The sequence below is a fragment of the Corynebacterium kroppenstedtii genome (assembly GCF_016894245.1).
GTDB lineage: Bacteria > Actinomycetota > Actinomycetes > Mycobacteriales > Mycobacteriaceae > Corynebacterium.
Map to the genome: position 1 here is coordinate 484,664 of NZ_CP069792.1, position 16,575 is coordinate 501,238.

14 protein-coding genes are annotated in these 16,575 nt (G+C 55.2%); 6 read left to right on the top strand and 8 right to left on the bottom strand.

The window, feature by feature from the left end; genetic code table 11:
• Window positions 1-158: 158 nt before the first annotated feature.
• Complete coding sequence (locus I6J23_RS02260; protein ID WP_204582361.1) at window positions 159-821, bottom strand: DUF6802 family protein; 663 nt, start codon at window positions 819-821, stop codon at window positions 159-161.
• Between the two features lie 32 nt (window positions 822-853).
• Complete coding sequence (locus I6J23_RS02265; RefSeq protein ID WP_204582362.1) at window positions 854-2,278, bottom strand: hypothetical protein; 1,425 nt, start codon at window positions 2,276-2,278, stop codon at window positions 854-856.
• 457 nt (window positions 2,279-2,735) lie between these two features.
• Here I6J23_RS02265 and trmB point away from each other — a divergent pair, with 457 nt between their 5' ends.
• The 5 genes from trmB to I6J23_RS02290 all read left to right on the top strand — a co-directional run bounded on the left by trmB (window position 2,736) and on the right by I6J23_RS02290 (window position 7,546).
• Window positions 2,736-3,488: a tRNA (guanosine(46)-N7)-methyltransferase TrmB gene (gene trmB, locus I6J23_RS02270; RefSeq protein WP_204582363.1), complete on the top strand. Its 753-nt coding sequence runs from the start codon at window positions 2,736-2,738 to the stop codon at window positions 3,486-3,488.
• A complete protein-coding gene (locus tag I6J23_RS02275; protein ID WP_204582364.1) occupies window positions 3,485-4,177 on the top strand; it encodes an NYN domain-containing protein in 693 nt (230 codons plus the stop codon). The genes trmB and I6J23_RS02275 overlap by 4 nt, the downstream gene beginning before the upstream one ends.
• A 13-nt stretch (window positions 4,178-4,190) precedes the next feature.
• Window positions 4,191-5,384 (top strand): lysylphosphatidylglycerol synthase transmembrane domain-containing protein, encoded by a 1,194-nt coding sequence (locus I6J23_RS02280; RefSeq protein ID WP_204582365.1) that lies wholly within the window; start codon window positions 4,191-4,193, stop codon window positions 5,382-5,384.
• A 107-nt stretch (window positions 5,385-5,491) separates the two neighbouring features.
• Window positions 5,492-5,983, top strand: coding sequence for a DUF3054 domain-containing protein (locus tag I6J23_RS02285; protein WP_231725401.1), 492 nt, complete (start codon window positions 5,492-5,494; stop codon window positions 5,981-5,983).
• A gap of 60 nt (window positions 5,984-6,043) precedes the next feature.
• Window positions 6,044-7,546 (top strand): peptide MFS transporter, encoded by a 1,503-nt coding sequence (locus tag I6J23_RS02290; protein ID WP_204582366.1) that lies wholly within the window; start codon window positions 6,044-6,046, stop codon window positions 7,544-7,546.
• Between the two features lie 116 nt (window positions 7,547-7,662).
• On the opposite strand, the gene I6J23_RS02295 is transcribed toward I6J23_RS02290, so the two are convergent.
• The 4 genes from I6J23_RS02295 to I6J23_RS02310 all read right to left on the bottom strand — a co-directional run bounded on the left by I6J23_RS02295 (window position 7,663) and on the right by I6J23_RS02310 (window position 13,518).
• Window positions 7,663-9,114 carry a hypothetical protein gene (locus I6J23_RS02295; RefSeq protein WP_204582367.1) on the bottom strand — a complete coding sequence of 484 codons (1,452 nt, stop codon included), beginning with the start codon at window positions 9,112-9,114 and terminating at the stop codon, window positions 7,663-7,665.
• Window positions 9,115-9,725: 611 nt separating this feature from the next.
• Window positions 9,726-10,673 (bottom strand): cutinase family protein, encoded by a 948-nt coding sequence (locus I6J23_RS02300; protein ID WP_204582368.1) that lies wholly within the window; start codon window positions 10,671-10,673, stop codon window positions 9,726-9,728.
• Window positions 10,674-10,697: 24 nt separating this feature from the next.
• Window positions 10,698-11,360: a hypothetical protein gene (locus I6J23_RS02305; RefSeq protein WP_204582369.1), complete on the bottom strand. Its 663-nt coding sequence runs from the start codon at window positions 11,358-11,360 to the stop codon at window positions 10,698-10,700.
• A gap of 121 nt (window positions 11,361-11,481) precedes the next feature.
• Window positions 11,482-13,518, bottom strand: coding sequence for an alpha/beta hydrolase-fold protein (locus tag I6J23_RS02310; protein ID WP_204582370.1), 2,037 nt, complete (start codon window positions 13,516-13,518; stop codon window positions 11,482-11,484).
• 77 nt (window positions 13,519-13,595) lie between these two features.
• Here I6J23_RS02310 and I6J23_RS02315 point away from each other — a divergent pair, with 77 nt between their 5' ends.
• Window positions 13,596-13,742 (top strand): hypothetical protein, encoded by a 147-nt coding sequence (locus I6J23_RS02315; RefSeq protein WP_204582371.1) that lies wholly within the window; start codon window positions 13,596-13,598, stop codon window positions 13,740-13,742.
• A gap of 150 nt (window positions 13,743-13,892) precedes the next feature.
• Here the strand turns inward: I6J23_RS02315 and I6J23_RS02320 are convergent, their stop codons facing one another.
• On the bottom strand, window positions 13,893-15,086 hold the full coding sequence (locus I6J23_RS02320) for an alpha/beta hydrolase (protein ID WP_239454953.1): 1,194 nt from the start codon (window positions 15,084-15,086) through the stop codon (window positions 13,893-13,895).
• Window positions 15,087-15,464: 378 nt separating this feature from the next.
• Complete coding sequence (locus I6J23_RS02325; RefSeq protein WP_204582372.1) at window positions 15,465-16,502, bottom strand: decaprenyl-phosphate phosphoribosyltransferase; 1,038 nt, start codon at window positions 16,500-16,502, stop codon at window positions 15,465-15,467.
• Between the last annotated feature and the right edge of the window lie 73 nt (window positions 16,503-16,575).

The following is a 16,575-nucleotide window of genomic DNA, read 5'->3' on the forward strand; positions in this document are numbered from 1 at the left end:
ATTACCACTCTAACCGTAAGGAGGGGACGAAAGACGCTCTTTACCCCAATCCGTGTAGCGATGAATGTCACATTTCGGGGGTATTTTGCGCCCGTTCAATCAACCCGCGCCCCTTAGTTTGTTTTCCTCGGTTTCTCCATCATTTTTTATTTCCCGTTTTAGCTTTTATCCCAGTTACCACGCTCAACACATTCCCATCGCCCCCGAGTCCACGTGTCTAAACATTGCTTTGAACTCGCATATCGCTTATTCAGCGTCGTTGAACCCCGCATTTTCACACGCTCGTCATCGGGAGACGTTTCATCCCCACCAGCTTTACTGTGATTCCTCTCACCGTCATTAAAGCTTTGCGCTCGCACCCCACCCAATGAATGTACTTGATATGAAATTTCATTATTGATGTCATGAAACTTCCTATGCTGGGTTTTTTCATGCGAAATCCCCTCCACAGCGACATCCCCATGGCCACTGCGCTCATCGACATTCATTGCCCACGAGGCATATCCCCCGTCGAACCGCACGGTGGTTACCCGGTCAACCATGCCGTCACCATCAGAGTCGGTATACACCGTCAAGCCATCGTCGTCGGAGAGTGTCACTGAATCACTAGTTCCGTCACCGTCAGCATCAAGCCGGGCATCACCGAGGTCGTAAAAGCTTCCCTCGAGTGACAACGTCAGCCCCGATACCCCCGGCGGCCCCGTCTCACAGTCCGTCAAACCACAGAGCGCCGAAACCGCCGGAGGCCCCACCGCCGAGTGGCCACCCCACCAGTCCCCCAACACCTCATCGCCGTCAAATAAGAAAAATGCATCCGACATTGTCGTTGCCTCTCGCTACGTATCGGATTACTTCACTTGCCACCCGGCCGTGCAATACCAGACCGCGATACGCCGGGACGCGATGAGGCCATCTCCATATGAGCAAGAGCCTCCTGCAAGGCCACTGTCCGCAAGCCCCCCGACCGCAGCCGCTTCACTCGTTTTTCCTCCGCATGGCTGGTAACCCGACGCGCATGATCAACCCACTGATCGCGCGCTAATGACAACGCATCCGCGCCACCCACCCGTCGAAAATTATTCTGAAGCTGCTGGTGACGCATATAACTGACCACAATCGCGCAAAACAAGCCAAAAGCTATTCCCAGGCTGATTGAGACACCGAACGCGGTCCCCACCAGGGGCATCACCACCATTCGAGCCACGCCTAGGCCCAGGCTGATCCCAACAGAAATGATCAAGATCCGCTCCGTCACGCTTGCTTCCGGAGGATCAAAGGGCACATCTATATACGGCACCGGCTCAGTACCGGCGGGCCGATCGTCATTCAACTGGTCCGTGGCGGCATCGATAATCTCGGGCAATTCTTTCGGGTCAAGGCACGAACGCCACGCCGACGATGCTGACCGATACGCATCCTGGACAGCACGATCCATCATTGCGCGACAATGTTGATTCGTCACGGCCATACTGTCCCGACGTTGCTTTTCCTCAGTATGCAACCAATTTCTCAAGGTGCTCGAAGGAAGCAGCACATGCGACGAAACGTCATACGTGAGTTTCTTCTCAGGTACACGGACAACGCCAATATCAGAAAGGACAGCCGTCGTGGCCGAGCTCGGCGTCGATACCCCAGATGACGGAACCGTCAACGTGTAATACTCTTCCACATCATCGACGGCCGGGCCGCGGTCAGAACTATCCGCCCCTGAATCCACCTCACTGTTTCCTGAGCTGATTCCTGAATCAGCTGCCGTCGACGATGCCACAAGTTCTTGCGCACATCGGTGGCATACCGTCATCAATTCATAATCGGAATAACAAATAGGGATGCCGTCCCAGTTACGAGGCAACTGCTTGCCATCACCGGGGAAAAACAGGGCACCAGCCGAGTTCTCAGACAGCGGCCCCTCAGCCGCCGAGAGAATCACAACATGATCCACTGCGCGACGCACAGCCTCAAGAATCCGCCGATCCTTATCGGGAATAATCGCATGCGTTGCGGGCGGTACCACTGCCACAACGACATCAGGTTGCACTTCAGGCCCCGCAGCGATAGCTACGTCCCATGTCACGTTCTTGGGGTCACCAGGGAAACCACCCCGTACGGCAGCTTCCACAACACCAGCTACCCGAGGAAGCGCCGCCACATCCGGCCCAATAATACTGACGACGAAATGTCGCTCTCCCCCTTCGTGTCCTCTATCACTCGGTCCGCCGACGTCAGATTCGGGAACGGCCGCCCACGAAGATTGCTGAGGAACCACAGGGGCGCTCACGCAACATCACCCACTTGAACGTCGATAACCTCTTGTATTCGATCACGCATCGCGGGATCCACCGCAGCACTCTGTTCCAATGCGGTCGAGACCTCTACTGGGGTGCCAACATGTGTTACGGCATGATCAAAAAAACGTCGAGCCTCACTGTTGCTATGCGGATACGACATTTGAATAAAACGAATTAGCGACGAGACCGGCATCCCCGGCTGCATAACGTCCCCCTAATTAATGAGCCACGCCCATCCCCCGACGCAGCATGATACTCAATTGTATGCGCCAATATTATGGCCAGTATTCACACCGCGATCAACCCTAAAGAGAAGAATTCCCCACATAATCCCCACGCAACCCTTCCATCATTCAGGACAGCTACCCATAAAAAGTAGTCATGATGCTCACAACACGATCAGCGAAAGATTGATTAAAGGTAGGCCTCCCTGGCAAAATAACCCCGGTGTCCACGAATCTTGAAGGCCCAATTGGCGAGCTCCCCCACGGTCGGCCCCCGCAAACCGTCGTCAACGACGGTCGAGATTACCCCCGACTAGGAACCGTGAGCTTCCGACGAGGAACACTGACACCTCGTCAACAAGAACTGTGGGACGAGAAATGGCCAACATACGGTCGCGTCCTCGATGACACTGTTATTGATACCGACGGCTGGTTCGGTCGATCCGCCCCCACCATCCTCGAGATCGGATCAGGAACCGGCACGTCCACAATAGCTATGGCATCCCGCGAACCCGACCTCAACGTCATCGCGGTTGACCTCTATAAACCTGGACTCGCGAAACTGCTCGGCGCCTTCACCCGGGAAAACCTCACCAATATCAGAATGGTTCGTGGCGATGGCGTCGAAGTTCTCCACCGCATGATTGCACCAGAGTCGCTATTAGGGGTGCGAATCTTTTTCCCCGACCCCTGGCCCAAAGCACGCCATCACAAACGTCGCATCATACAGTCAGGAACGCTGCATTTAATCGCATCCCGGCTCAAACCCGGTGGGGTACTCCACGTCGCAACTGATCACACTGGCTATGCCGAGTGGATCGACGACCTCGTCACCGTGGAACCGCTCCTTGAGTACAAGGGCTGGCCATGGAATGAGTCCCCCATCCTGACCGACCGTCAACTTACCACCAAATTTGAAAACCGCGGGCTTAGCATGGACCACACAATCAGGGAATACTTGTGGAGGCGGAAGTGACTCACCACGCAAACACCACATCCCGAGGCCATTCATATTCAGCAGCACCCGACGAAACTCCTTCGGCACTGCTCATTTGGGATGCACCCAATATCGATATGGGCTTGGGATCAATTCTCGGTGGACGACCAAGCTCTGCCTACCGCCCACGCTTCGATTCGCTCGGACAATGGCTGATCCACGAAACAGACCAGCTCAGCGCTTCCCTCGACGAACAGATCGAACCAGAAGCCACGGTCTTCACCAACATCATGCCCGGGTCCGCAGACTCAATCCGCCCGTGGATCGACGCCCTCCGCAATCTCGGTTTCGCGGTTTTTGCTAAACCCAAGCTTTTCGACGACACCGATGTCGATCCGGACATGCTGGCGCACATCAACCGCAGGTACGACGAGGGTGTGCTGCGCTCGGTGTATGTTGCCAGCGCTGATGGCAGAAACTTTCAACCACGGCTAGAAGAACTGGCTGCCGAGGGTATCGACGTTGCCGTGCTGGGTTTTTACGAACACGCCACCTGGGCGGTGATGAGCGAGGCCATACGATTCGTCGACCTCGAAGACATCCCGGATATCTTTACCACGCCACTCCCGCGAGTAAATCTCGACCGCCTTCCCGACGAGGGCGCGTGGCTACAGCCGTACCGCTCCCTTCGTTCTGTGAAGTCATCTCATCATGACGGCCAGTCGTGAGGGAGCTGATGCAATGACTGTAGAAGCGGAAACACCTGGACGAAAAACCGAGGTCACTGCGCGCGCAAAGGACGCAGTGCTGGCCGACGCACAGTCAGCCACGGGTACCACTGTCGCCCCGAAGGAACAAGTGTCGCGCCGATCTCACACCTCAGGAAGCGTCAAAGTTCGGCCCCTCCCCTGGTGGCGACGAGCCATCACTCTAATGAGGCACCCTCTGGTTCGATTAGTGTTCTTCCTTGCTGTGGTAGCCGCCCTCACGATGGTCGTCCGAGGCAGTATTGATTTCGTTTCAGAGGGTCTGGGCTACATCGGATCGGCAAACACCACGTGGATCATCGTCGGAGTCGCTTTTATCGGCCTTTCAATCCTGGCCATGGGCGAGCTCATGTACGTCCTCCTACGCAGCGCTGGGGTCCCCTGCAAACGATCCAGTGTCTACGCCCTCACTCTGACGTCGAACTCTGTGTCTGCCACTTTCCCTGGTGGTCCAGCAATTTCACTAGCGATGATTTTCCGTGAGCAGCACAAATGGGGAGCTTCTTCAGTGATTGCTAGCTGGTATATGGTGATCTCCGGTGTCATCGCGTCAGGTGTGCTAGCTCTTTTCGGCCTCACCGCATTCTATTTCTTGGGTGCCAAGGTGAACCCGTGGACACTCGTCATCTCTCTTACCGCTGTGGTTGTCGTATTACTAGTTGTGAAATGGTTAGCAGCACATCTCTCTAGCGTCGAGCGCGTTGTCGTCACCATCCTTCGCAAGGTCAACCACTATCGGAACAAACCTCTCAACACTGGAATCGACAAAGCACGCGAAAGCATTAAGACCCTCAGCAGTGTTGACCTGCCGTTACCGAAGCTTGCATTGGCGGCCATGTGGTCAGGCGTGAACTGGGGCGCAGATTGCCTCTGCCTCCTCGTTTGCCTATGGGCGGTGGGGGCACACCCCAACGTGGCATCGGTTGTCCTCGCGTTCGTCACTGCCAAAATCGTGGGAACTGCGCAGGTCACGCCGGGCGGGTTGGGACCCGTCGAGGCAACGATAGTCGGCACTCTCGTCGCCACCGGTATGACGTCGGCAACCGCGCTTGCTGCCACCATTATTTTCAGAATGATTTCGTTCATTCTCCTCGCCGCTGTGGGCTGGATCATTTTCCTCATTCAATATGCGGGACCCAAACGCGCGATGATGTTGGGGCGGTCCTGAGGAACCGCACGTGAACCTCATACAGTACGGACACACTAAAAACGCACTGACGATACTGACAATAGAGGCGCTAGATAATGGCGCAATACTAAGGATTGGAGTTCATCATGTCACAGTCCGCTTCTCCGGGATCCGAGACTGACCCAAACCGTGCACCAGGCACGCAAGTGAGCTACGTGCAAGCAGCGGTGATGGACATCATCGCAGTTCTGCTCTTCGCCCTACTTGCGCGTATCGCCCACAATTCACCGGAATTGCCATTCAGTTGGGGCGGTGTCCTCGCTACTGCTTGGCCATTCTTGCTCGGCGCGGCCGCCGGGTTCGGTGTCATGGCCATCCTCCGCCGCCCCGCCGGCACTGTAATCCCGTTCGGTATTGCTGTGTGGATTCCCGCCGTCATTGTGGGCCTCACGATTTGGGGTTTCCACCACAGCAAAGTCCCGCACTGGTCATTCATCATCGTGGCGACGGTAACGTCGGCGATCTTCATCCTCGGATGGCGGGGCCTGACCCGCCTCTCTGCGTCACGCGCGCACAAGAGGCGTGAGCGTCGACAAGCTCTTATCGACGCCGAAGAAAAGCACAAAGCCGACAAGTGACGAGTAAATAAATGACCCCGCTATGCATGGCGAGAAATAGCGGAGTGCTTCAATAGTTGTATGTCACATACCGACCCGGCCCAAGGATCCACCGGATCCACCCTTGCTGGACGCGGAGAAACCACCTCCAAAACATTCTTCGGCCACCCGTGGGGGTTGGCGAACCTCTTCGGAGTGGAGATGTGGGAGCGCTTCAGCTTCTACGGGCTCCAAGGCCTTGTTCTCTTCTACCTGTATCACAGCACCGACGACGGCGGGCTGGGCATGTCCGAAAGCCTGGCAACGTCAATCGTCGGTGCCTATGGTGGTGCGGTTTTCCTCGCCTCGATCGGTGGTGCGTGGATTTCTGACCGTGTCCTCGGGGCAGAAAAGACACTGTTTTATTCGGCGGTGCTTATCATGTTGGGGCACATGTCGCTTGCTCTTCTGCCCGGCTTCACTGGACTGATCATTGGTCTTGTCCTGGTTGCGGTGGGGTCAGGAGCCCTGAAAACGGCGAATTCCGCGATGGTCGGAACTTTATACGAAGAGGGCGACCCCAAACGCGATGGCGGTTTTTCGTTGTTCTACATGGGCGTGAACATCGGTGCCTTGATTGGCCCTCTGGTGACAGGCGCCCTATGGAAGCAGATGGGTTTCCACTGGGGCTTCGGAGCAGCTGCGGTTGGTATGGCTTTGGGCCTTATTCAGTACATCCTGATGAGGAAGACCACGTTGCAGAATGCTGGCGCCAAAGCTCCGAATCCTTTGCGGCCTGATGAACGCGTCAAGTCGTGGGGTGGGGTCATCGCGTTGACGGTCATCATTGTTGGGCTTGCTCTACTCTTTCCCACTTCTCAATTGTCGACGTATGTTGCGGTCATTGCGATTGTCGCCGCAGTTTATTTCTGGCAGGAAATGTACCGTTCTTCATTGGTGAATCGGACGGAACGCCATCGTTTGTTGGGGTTTATTCCGATGTTCCTGGCCGCTTGCGTGTTTTGGTCGATCTATCAGCAGCAGTTCACGATGGTGGCAATGTATGCGGATAAGAAGCTGGACTTGAGTTGGGGTTTCATGGATACGCCGGCCTCATGGGTTCAGTCGATTAACCCGATCTTCATTATTCTTTTAGCACCGCTCTTCACGATTCTGTGGGATCGTCTGGGTACACGTCAGCCGTCTACTCCGGTGAAGTTTGGCGTGTCGGCCATTATGTTGGGGCTTGGTTTGGTTCCTTTCCTTTTCTTTGTGAGCTACGCTGACCATTCAACGCCCTACTACATGATTGTTGTGGTGTTGTTCCTTTTCACTGTGTCAGAGCTGTTGCTGTCTCCAGTTGGACTGTCTATGTCAACTAAGCTTGCTCCGCGTGCGTATCCGGCACGAATGGTTGCGATGTGGAATCTAACCTCCGCTGTGGGTACGGCTTTAGCAGGTACGCTGGCCGGTTTTTACAATCCGGAGTCCGCACATGATTCCACAATCTATTTCATAACAATGATCTGCGTGTGTGTGATGATCGGAGCCATCATTCTGGCGGTATCGAAGCCGATTGTGAAGCTTTTCGATGGTGTGAAATAGGCGCATAGCCACCGAGGCAGTTTCCCCCACGTGCTGTCGTGGTAGTCCACTACCCAACGGTGGCGGCCAAGGACTCTCATTCTCTTTGAGCTGGATCCTCTTTATGCTGGCAGTTCTCACACGGAAAGGTTGAGATTCACACCGAGGGAGGCCTGCGCGTTGATGCTGACCCCTAGCTGGCCCTGTGGTGCTGACGCACACGGTTTCTTTTCCGGCGCTGGCTGCTGGCATGGGTCATTCTTCACCTGCTGCTGAACAGGACAGTTCCCCTGCACATTATGGGCATTACCGCTGTTAATCGCTTCCGACACGTTGCCGGCAATCGACAAACCAGCGTTAATCAGGTTTGACGCATTAGCGTTAATCGCTGCTGCCGCATTGGCCTTTACCGTTGCTGCGGCGGCGGCAATGTGCTGATTCACTGTTTCCTGAGCGGCCCGAATATCTTTCTCGGTGAGGAGATTCCTCTGGGCAATGGGCGTGCCCTTCTCTACCGTTCGCGACACGGTCTGGATGGGCGTGCCTTTTTCAATCGGGGTGCCCTTCTGGATGGGCGTACCCTTCTGAATCGGGGTCCCCTTCTCTACCGGGGCAGACACCTGAGAGTTACGGTTCTGCTCAATGATGCGCTTCTGCATGCTTGTACGCTGCTGCTCAACGGCTTGTTCGGCAGTGGTGGACGAGATACTGCCCTTGACGCCCCACACAATTCCTGACTTACCGATGCCACTAATTGCGATAGCGGACTCGTTAGTCGTCGTTCCATCCGCCTTCCATGCGTGGCGGGCCGATGCAGCGAGGCGCTGGGCATCCCTCTGCTGGAGTGCCCCGCGGTCCGGTGGGCATGAGCAATCCGCGCTTTTAGCCAGCGAAGCTCCCGGCGTGGCGATATGGCTCGCAATCCGGTTCTTATAGTCCATAGCGAGTTTCGCTACCGCAGTCACGCCGATCGCGCTTTCATTAGAGGTAGCTTTCGACTTAGCCTCGGCCTTGGACACTCCTCCAGAGCACGGGCCGAGCCCGGTGCGTGGCGCATGATCGCCACGACTACCGCGAGCACTATCTCCCGCGACAAGGTCTTTCCCACCGACCTCTTTCTGCGATAACTGCCGGTTAACCTGGACAGTTTGAGCGTCGTTACGTGTCTGCTGATCAATCTGCACGGCAGCACGCTGAGGTGCAGTAGCTTTAGGGAGGGTTGCGGTGGATTGCGGCGTCATGCGCGGGATCTGCTTTTGCTGTACGCGGATTCCCTGAGCGATAGACTGTTGTGTGCCTCCGCGTTCAGACGCTGTGATGACCGTGTTCGTTTGTTTCGGTATTGTCTGCGCGGGTTTTGCCACCTGCTGATTCATTGTTTGCTGTGGCTTAACGGATACTGATTGCGGTTCGACAAATCCTCCGGCGAATGCAGCCGGAGCTGCTGCAGTGATGCCTACACACGCAATGCCCAAGCTCATTGCTGGAACAGCGAAGGAAGCACGGTCCCCTATGCGCGTTTCACTGTCCCTGTGCTTTCCGCGGTATCCCCTGTGAGTTATCCGCGAAGAGATTTCGTTATCCCCCATTGTATGTAATTCCCCTTTATTTCCTGGTGGCACGGGTTAGATCCCCCAGTCCACAGCGTGGAGTGCTTGAGGCTCTGAGCTACACCATGCCCACCGTCATATGCTTATGAGCCTTGAGGTGACAATGCATCCTCATTGTGCCCAGTGATGACCTGCGATCCCCTCACAGGCATGTCTGGAATGACTCAGGACTTTAATGCCCTCTCCATAAAATACATGGTGGTTGTGCCAAAGAAAAGAACGATCGTCATCTTCTTTCGTTTTACAGGGAGATTGATGGGTGATAGTGAACACAGCTCTAAGGAAACTGACAGGTTCACTGGATGGAACAACCAGAGAATGTCCGTAGATTCATTGCTGTCAGTGGCTGACGGAGACTACAACAGGATTCTCAGTTTTCTACCGACACAAAGTGCCACAGGTACGCAGTGTCACAGCACCTGTACACCGTTAACCACTGAAAAAGGACTCAGGCTTTATGCCGACGCTACTAGGAAAGAAGGGTGATCTATAGGACTCTGAGGGAGCAATGGGACAGAGAAGCCCGCACCTGCTGGGGAGCAAGGTGCGGGTTTTTCATGTCAGCGAATCCGCGACCTATGCGGCGTGAGCTATGTGTGGTTATTGATGAGTCCTTGAGCCCACTGAACCATCCACGCGATAGACGTCGTGCCCTCAATAACGTTCGGATTGGTGCCATATTGAATATGCAGCGAATTACCCGTGAATAGCGCGTCCACGTTCTCTGGCTCAACCTTCAAGCTAGTTGGCATATCGCACACGGCGTCACCCGGCGCGCAAATTTCATTGACGCGATCGTTCAGATCTCCCATTCCCCCAGACCGCGGACCACGGGGAGTAAAACCAGGTACCACATTGCCCAGCGCCGCTGCGAATGGTTGCAAGGCAATTTCGGATCCAACGCCTTTTGGTTGAGCCCCGACCGTTTGTCCTTCACCGGTCACCCGACGCGGATCAGCAAGTGCTGTGACTCCCGCGACTGCGTCGCTCGGCACGACACCACGGTTATTTCCTATGTCACTCGCAACATCACCAGCTACGGCCGCTCCCTGAGAGAAACCCATGATGGCGAACTTCGTCGCAGGGCAATGACCATGAGTTGCGGACAATTCTGCGTTGACGATGCGGACTCCTTCATTGGCCGAGTCCGCATAGTTCATTTGGTCTAGCGTTGCCAGAGTTTTCATCTGAGCAGGATAATTCGCCGTCCAAACCTTCACTGACGATGAATCATTATTCTGCGTCAAAGGTCCCGTAACGCCTTGAAGCAAGGCATTGGGAAATTGCGTCGGATGCAGGGGATCATCATTCGTCGAGGATTCCCCTGTCCCAGGCACAGCGATAACTTCGACGGACGGGCAATCTGCAGGTTGTTCCGGATTACCGGATCCTTCACCATTGTTCGAGGGGGCTCCCGGGCCTTGACCGCGAGACCCCATCCACTGCGCTATTCCGACAGCAATTGCACCCAGAAGAATGAGAACACCAACGATGACCAGTAGTTTGCGAAATACTGATCGAGACCCTTTCTGCGCCATAGCAACAGGTTACATGGCTGGCATCTAGCCACTACACAAGTCGCTGTCGGCAGACTCGGTGATGGAGCGTTCCACCTGGTCCAAGGGTTGGTTCGTAAGCTTCTGCTCAATCAGCTGTCCTGCCATCGCTCTGACCGAGAAACTGTCCTGCCCCTCGGCCTTCGCCTGGCAATATTCCATAGCGGATGCGATCACTTGGTCGGCTGCGGCGCCATCAACGTTGATCTTGTCTTTTTGCATCGTCGCCAGGAACTTTTTTTCTTGGTCCGTGCGCTGGCCACGATTCGGTGCTGGAACGTGTGAAACTTCAACCGGAGTTTCATCATCCTTGGCATCAGGGTTATCTCCTATGCCATCGTTGGAATCCGCCGATTTTGAAGAACTTGCCGACGACGAACTCGCAGATGACCGTGCCGAACTACTCGATGCACTGGATGACCGGGCTTTAGTGGTGGTGGCGGAATCAGAATCATCTTGGGTGGCTGTGGAGCCATCACCACATGCTGCAAGGACGCCCGCCCCCAGCACAGATGCTAAAACTAGCGCAGTACCCCGCCTAAATGACGAAGGACGGTTCCAGGCCCGACGATTCCAACGACGCGGGGAAACCAATGGCTGGTCCGCCTCGTAACCATCAGCGTCATCAGCTGCATTCGAGCTCATTGTGAATCCACCGCGTGAAGTCATGCGTGTGTCCTTCCCATCGTTCCCATCGACGCTGTTATCTCGTCGCCGTTTCTCGTCGCTGTCATCGCGCCATCCTAGTGACGGATGGCCTTAGCATTCACGATCATCATTTGCCGCGAAGTTACGGTTCCTGAACCTTACCGTTCGTTTCTTTAATAGTGCCGTGCTGGAAATCAATGGTCAGACCTCCAGCCGGGATATTTGCCATATCTGAGGTCGGGAATCCGTACTTCCCACCTTGGGCACCATTTTTGTCCCACGTGTCGAAAATCCCGCCCTTCATGATGACATGAGCGCCGGTATCTGGGGACCAGTAAATATAGCCCTTGTCGAATTCGGTGAACGCTCCGCCGTCAACTGGTACTTCGTCTGTCTTTGCGAAGCCAAGTTTGTCTACTCCGCCAAAGTCTTTGAACTTCTTGGCAATCTCACCCTGCACATAATGCGCTACTCCGTCTTTGGTCCGCGTCACGAAGCCGTTTTGGAACTCTTGGAGCGCACCTCCGGCCACTGATTTCTCATCGGCCGTCGGGTAACCCAGTTTTCCGGTTTCATAGCCTGTTGTTCCCCACGCGTCGAACATTTCCGGCTTCAACGCGTGCGGCCCGGTCTCAGCATTCCAATAGATGGATCCGTGCTCGAACGTCACGAAACGGCCTTTGCCGTCCGGAGAGGTAATCTCTTCACTCGTCGGATATCCCAAGAATGACTTGGGTCCTCCCACCTCGGCATAATGAGCACCGATACGGCCCCAAAGGTTATGCGCTCCTGTCGACGGGCTCCAGAACGTACGCCCATTCCGGAAGTCCTGGATTTTCCCTCCATTGGCGCCGTCGTACTCGTCGGAGGTGCATCCACCAAGCTTGTCTTGATCTTTCAACGCGGCATTAGCAATTTCGCCCATGGGGACACAGTTGGCACCACGATCGTTCTGTGACAATCCGAGAGCATCTGCCATATACGGCCACGACTTACCGAGCTCGAATTGCCAATAGGGCCAGGTGTGGGTTCCAGAATTCCGAAACGCAGTCGTGACATTGATACCTGCACGCTTGGCGTGGCTGACGAATGTTTCCGAGGTCATCCGAGCTAGTGCTTCTTGCCCGAACGTTAATCCTTTCTTCGGAAGCCCTGGTAAAACCTGGCTTTCGTCATCATAGGATCCTGCTGCTCCAGATCCTGCTGACACATAGACACCGGTGTTCTTCAACTTACTCACGTTAAGCTTCGGGTCGTGCTCTTTCCAACCTTCTGAACCATACGGTCCCCACATGTTTTCGGCGTTGAAGGGTGACACTGTCTTCATGACAATACCGATGCCCTCACTCATCCCAGGGGAACTCGTGTCCAGGTAACCTGAGTATGAGCCGACGAAGTTAAACATGTCTGGGTGACGTTCAGCAAGGTTCATAGCACCCGTCGCACCAGCAGACATACCGAAGACGGCGGTCTTATTATTAGCCCTCCAACCTTCCTTAAGAATCGGGGGAAGTTCCTGAGTGAGGAATGATTCCCACTTGTAGAACTGGCCACTATCTGCATTCAGCCAATCGGTATAAAAGGAAGCGAGCCCCCCCACTGGCAATACAACGTTGACATTGCGGTCCGCGAATTGCTGAACAATGTTGGTGGCGGCCGTCCACCCGTTCTCAATTTGGTTAGGGACGATACCGTCAAGCCCCAGAACTGTGGGGAATGTTTTGTCCGGCTGCGAGTACCAATCTCGGGCGAGGAGGATCTCAACTTTAACGGGATTACCGGGCATCGCCTTGGAGTTGATATACAGCGCCACACGTCGATCAGTCAACCAATCGACGTGGTCAATGGACACCCCATCGGGAAGGTTGTCGAGCTGTTGCTGCTCCGTACGGATCGGGAGGGGCTCAGAAGGAAGAGTCAAGGGGAACGCATTCTTGGCGGCTTCTCTTTGAACCGAATCAGGAACATCGGCATGCTCTGCTGGAGCGGCTCCATCGCCATTCTCCGTACTCTGTGACGCAGAACTTTCAGAGGCACTGGGGCTCTGGCTCTCTGCGGGGGCATCCTCGGCTCTCGCCCCAGTGTGAATAGCCGCTGCACCTAACATCACAACAAAACCTGTTGCAGCGATCGTGGTGGGCCACGTCCGACGATGGGAGAGCTTCGAAGAGGCGCGCATACCTGTATTTCCTTAGTTCTGTGCCGGTAGACATTTTCTTCCGACATCATTATTACCGTGTTATACGCATGTTACCTATGCGACGCGCGGATAACGGTGTTGTTTATGTGATTTTTACCGACACTTCGCGTGACGACGGTAGTGCCCTGATTTGCGGCGGTAGCGCCCAGGCTACGGCAGCCCTCCGATCGTGCATCCGCGATAACGCGGGTGAAAGCACTTAAGACGCAGACACCTCACTGGTGCCTGCGTCTTATGAAGGAATATTTACGTTAATCTTCCCAGGTCCCCCTACGGCGATGGCTCAGTGGTTATGAGGACCACCGAGTCAACTCATAGGCAACGTCTCCATATAGGTGGCGTTGCCGGGCAACCTACTGGTCCTGGTGGCTGTTATCAACAGCGCGCTGGACGTCGTCACCGGTGGCAGCTGCGTCATTCTGAGCGGCAGGAGAAACATCGTCGCCACGAACCCCCGGAACGGTAGCAGACCGTGAACCAGGGTCGCCTGTCAGCGGCTTATCTCCTTCAGGAACGCCCTGACCAGCGGCACTCTGGGTTGCCTGCAAGATACGGGGACGAACCTTGATCAGTTCCTCGCGCCAGTTGGTCCAGTTGTGAACACCAGCCAATGGGTAATCAATGGTCGGGTTGATGCCCTGTGCGCGGAGTGCACCTTCAAACTGAGTGGTGGTCACACGCGACACAGCTTCCATACCCATCACGGATACGGAGTAGACAGGGTTAGCGAAGAAGTCGTCTTGCGGGTTCCACCAGCCGGTCGCCGCGGAAATGTACACGTCGGTGTTGCGGTAGGCGGCCGCATTCTTCGTCGGATCGTTCTGACGGATGCGGTCACCGGTCCACATCTGGTCGATGCGGTACCCGCCATTTCCGAGCATCGCACCGGCAATGCCCAGGCGCATGATCGGGTTCGATGTAGCTAAGTAGCCCGAGAAGGATGAAACCTGACGGAACTGATTCGGGTGATGAGCAGCCAAGTTCATTGCGCCCGTGCCACCCATTGACATTCCGGCAACCGCGTTATTGGTCGGCGAAACGCCGAAGTTGGCCTGGAGATACGCAGGGAGCTCAGAGCTTAAGAAGGTGTCCCACTTATAGGTTTGGGTGCCGTCAGCTGATGTAGAGGGCTTCTCCCAATCCGTGTAGAAGGAAGCTTTACCGCCCAGGGGAAAGACCTTCGTGATGTTGTCGTCGACAAAAATGTTTTGAGCGTGAGCCCAGTCGATCCAACCACTACTATTTGTTGGGCCGGCGAATCCGCCCAAAATGTAGAGGCCTGCATTGCCATTACCATTGGCTGCCTGAATTTGGACCGGAATATCCTTGTTCATGGCATTTGAATGGACTGTGCACTTCTGCACCCAATAGGCGGCAGCATCCCATGTACAGCCCGGCCGTAGGGTATCTCGGCTCCCCTCCGCATGAGCTTTATTTGAGCTCAGGGCAGTGGACACACCCAGCATGAGCGCAATAGCACTCACCAGCACGGCCACCGTAAGCCAGGGCCTACGCATAGCTCCCACACGTTGCGAGAAGCTCATCATAAAATTTTCCTCTTTCCTCAAGAGCCTGGGAAGTTCCCTATCTCACTCATTCACGGTACGAATGCGGCCGGCTCTTCAATAGCCGTCCATCCACCCCGAGGCAGATCCTCACGATCGGCCAGCGAACCGGATATGAGCAATCACCGATCACACTCGGTGGAACGATGACACACAATAGTAATCGAATAATACCCTGTCCACGTTACTTCGTGATTTTCACCAGGTACGACAGTTCACCACTGCTCTTCATCCCCACCGCTACGAGTCCTCATGCTTACTGAAGGAGAGCAAGGAGAGCACAGTATTCCGCCACTGCGGATCTCGCGCCTAGTTTTCGAACCCGACTAGAAGCCACAGTCTAGGACCAGCAGCCACAGTCTAGAAGGACGGCGCTACATAGACCGCGATGAAAATAGCAATGGCCCATAGGAGCCCAAGCAACTGAAGGACATGGTCACGAAGGGCTAATTCATCGGGCGCACCACCATCACCGCGATCAACGTCGGCTGCATACCGCAAAATAGCGACCGTAAACGGCACCATCGAAATTTCGTACCACAGGGCGGCCGCAGAACTATCTTTCTGCCCCATCTCGAAGCCCCACAAGGCGTAGGTCAACACCACCGCCGTCGCCGACAAGGTCCATACGAACCGCAGATAGGTCGGGGTATAACCCTCTAACGATTTACGAATTTTTGCGCCTGACTTGGCTGCCAGCAGAATTTCTGAGTACCGCTTGCCCGCTGCCATGAACAAAGAACCAAATGCTGCGACCAGGAGGAACCACTGTGAAAGCTCGATCCCGGCAGCGACGCCACCACCCATTGCTCGCAAAAGGAAACCCGAGGACACCAGCGCAATATCAATCACCGGCTGGTGTTTCCATCCGAAACAGTATCCCAATTGCAGGACGATGTAGACGCCAATAACTGTTGCCAAGGCCCAGGCGGACGTCGAGAAGAAAGAGACAACTAAGGCAGCGAGAACGAGAACAACAGCCATCCCATACGCCACGCCAACCGGGAGGACTCCCGCGGCAATAGGGCGGTATCGCTTCGTCGGGTGAGCGCGGTCAGCCTCAACATCCCGAGCATCGTTGATCAAATAAATTGACGACGCCGCACAGCAAAAGGCGACAAACGCGATGAAGACGTCCAGGGCAACCCGACCGGTGAACATATCCGAACCAGCCGCCGCAGGAGCAGCCACCACCAATACATTCTTCACCCACTGCTTGGGGCGAATTGCCTTAAACATCGCCTCTGGCAGCGTTTTGGGCGCCCGCATTGTCGCTGAGGCTTTATCGCCCGCGTTTTTAGGAGCCTCGGGGTAGAGACCTCGGGTATGAGGCTCGGACCCAATTAGCGCACCATCGGATTCATTACTGGGATACGGATCGTGTTCATTGCCCGCCATCGTGACTTTATAACTCCTCTTTGGTGACATTCGCAGTCGCCATCAATCGCACTACCCTCTCAACGCTATCGAG

Coding starts and splice junctions, on each gene's coding strand:
- I6J23_RS02315 (WP_204582371.1), top strand. CDS start 13,596: ATGCGACGCGCGGATAACGGTGTTGTTTATGTGATTTTTACCGACACT.
- I6J23_RS02260 (WP_204582361.1), bottom strand. CDS start 821: ATGTCGGATGCATTTTTCTTATTTGACGGCGATGAGGTGTTGGGGGAC.
- I6J23_RS02325 (WP_204582372.1), bottom strand. CDS start 16,502: ATGGCGGGCAATGAACACGATCCGTATCCCAGTAATGAATCCGATGGT.
- I6J23_RS02280 (WP_204582365.1), top strand. CDS start 4,191: ATGACTGTAGAAGCGGAAACACCTGGACGAAAAACCGAGGTCACTGCG.
- I6J23_RS02320 (WP_239454953.1), bottom strand. CDS start 15,086: ATGATGAGCTTCTCGCAACGTGTGGGAGCTATGCGTAGGCCCTGGCTT.
- I6J23_RS02310 (WP_204582370.1), bottom strand. CDS start 13,518: ATGCGCGCCTCTTCGAAGCTCTCCCATCGTCGGACGTGGCCCACCACG.
- I6J23_RS02305 (WP_204582369.1), bottom strand. CDS start 11,360: ATGACTTCACGCGGTGGATTCACAATGAGCTCGAATGCAGCTGATGAC.
- I6J23_RS02285 (WP_231725401.1), top strand. CDS start 5,492: ATGTCACAGTCCGCTTCTCCGGGATCCGAGACTGACCCAAACCGTGCA.
- I6J23_RS02300 (WP_204582368.1), bottom strand. CDS start 10,673: ATGGCGCAGAAAGGGTCTCGATCAGTATTTCGCAAACTACTGGTCATC.
- I6J23_RS02295 (WP_204582367.1), bottom strand. CDS start 9,114: ATGGGGGATAACGAAATCTCTTCGCGGATAACTCACAGGGGATACCGC.
- I6J23_RS02290 (WP_204582366.1), top strand. CDS start 6,044: ATGTCACATACCGACCCGGCCCAAGGATCCACCGGATCCACCCTTGCT.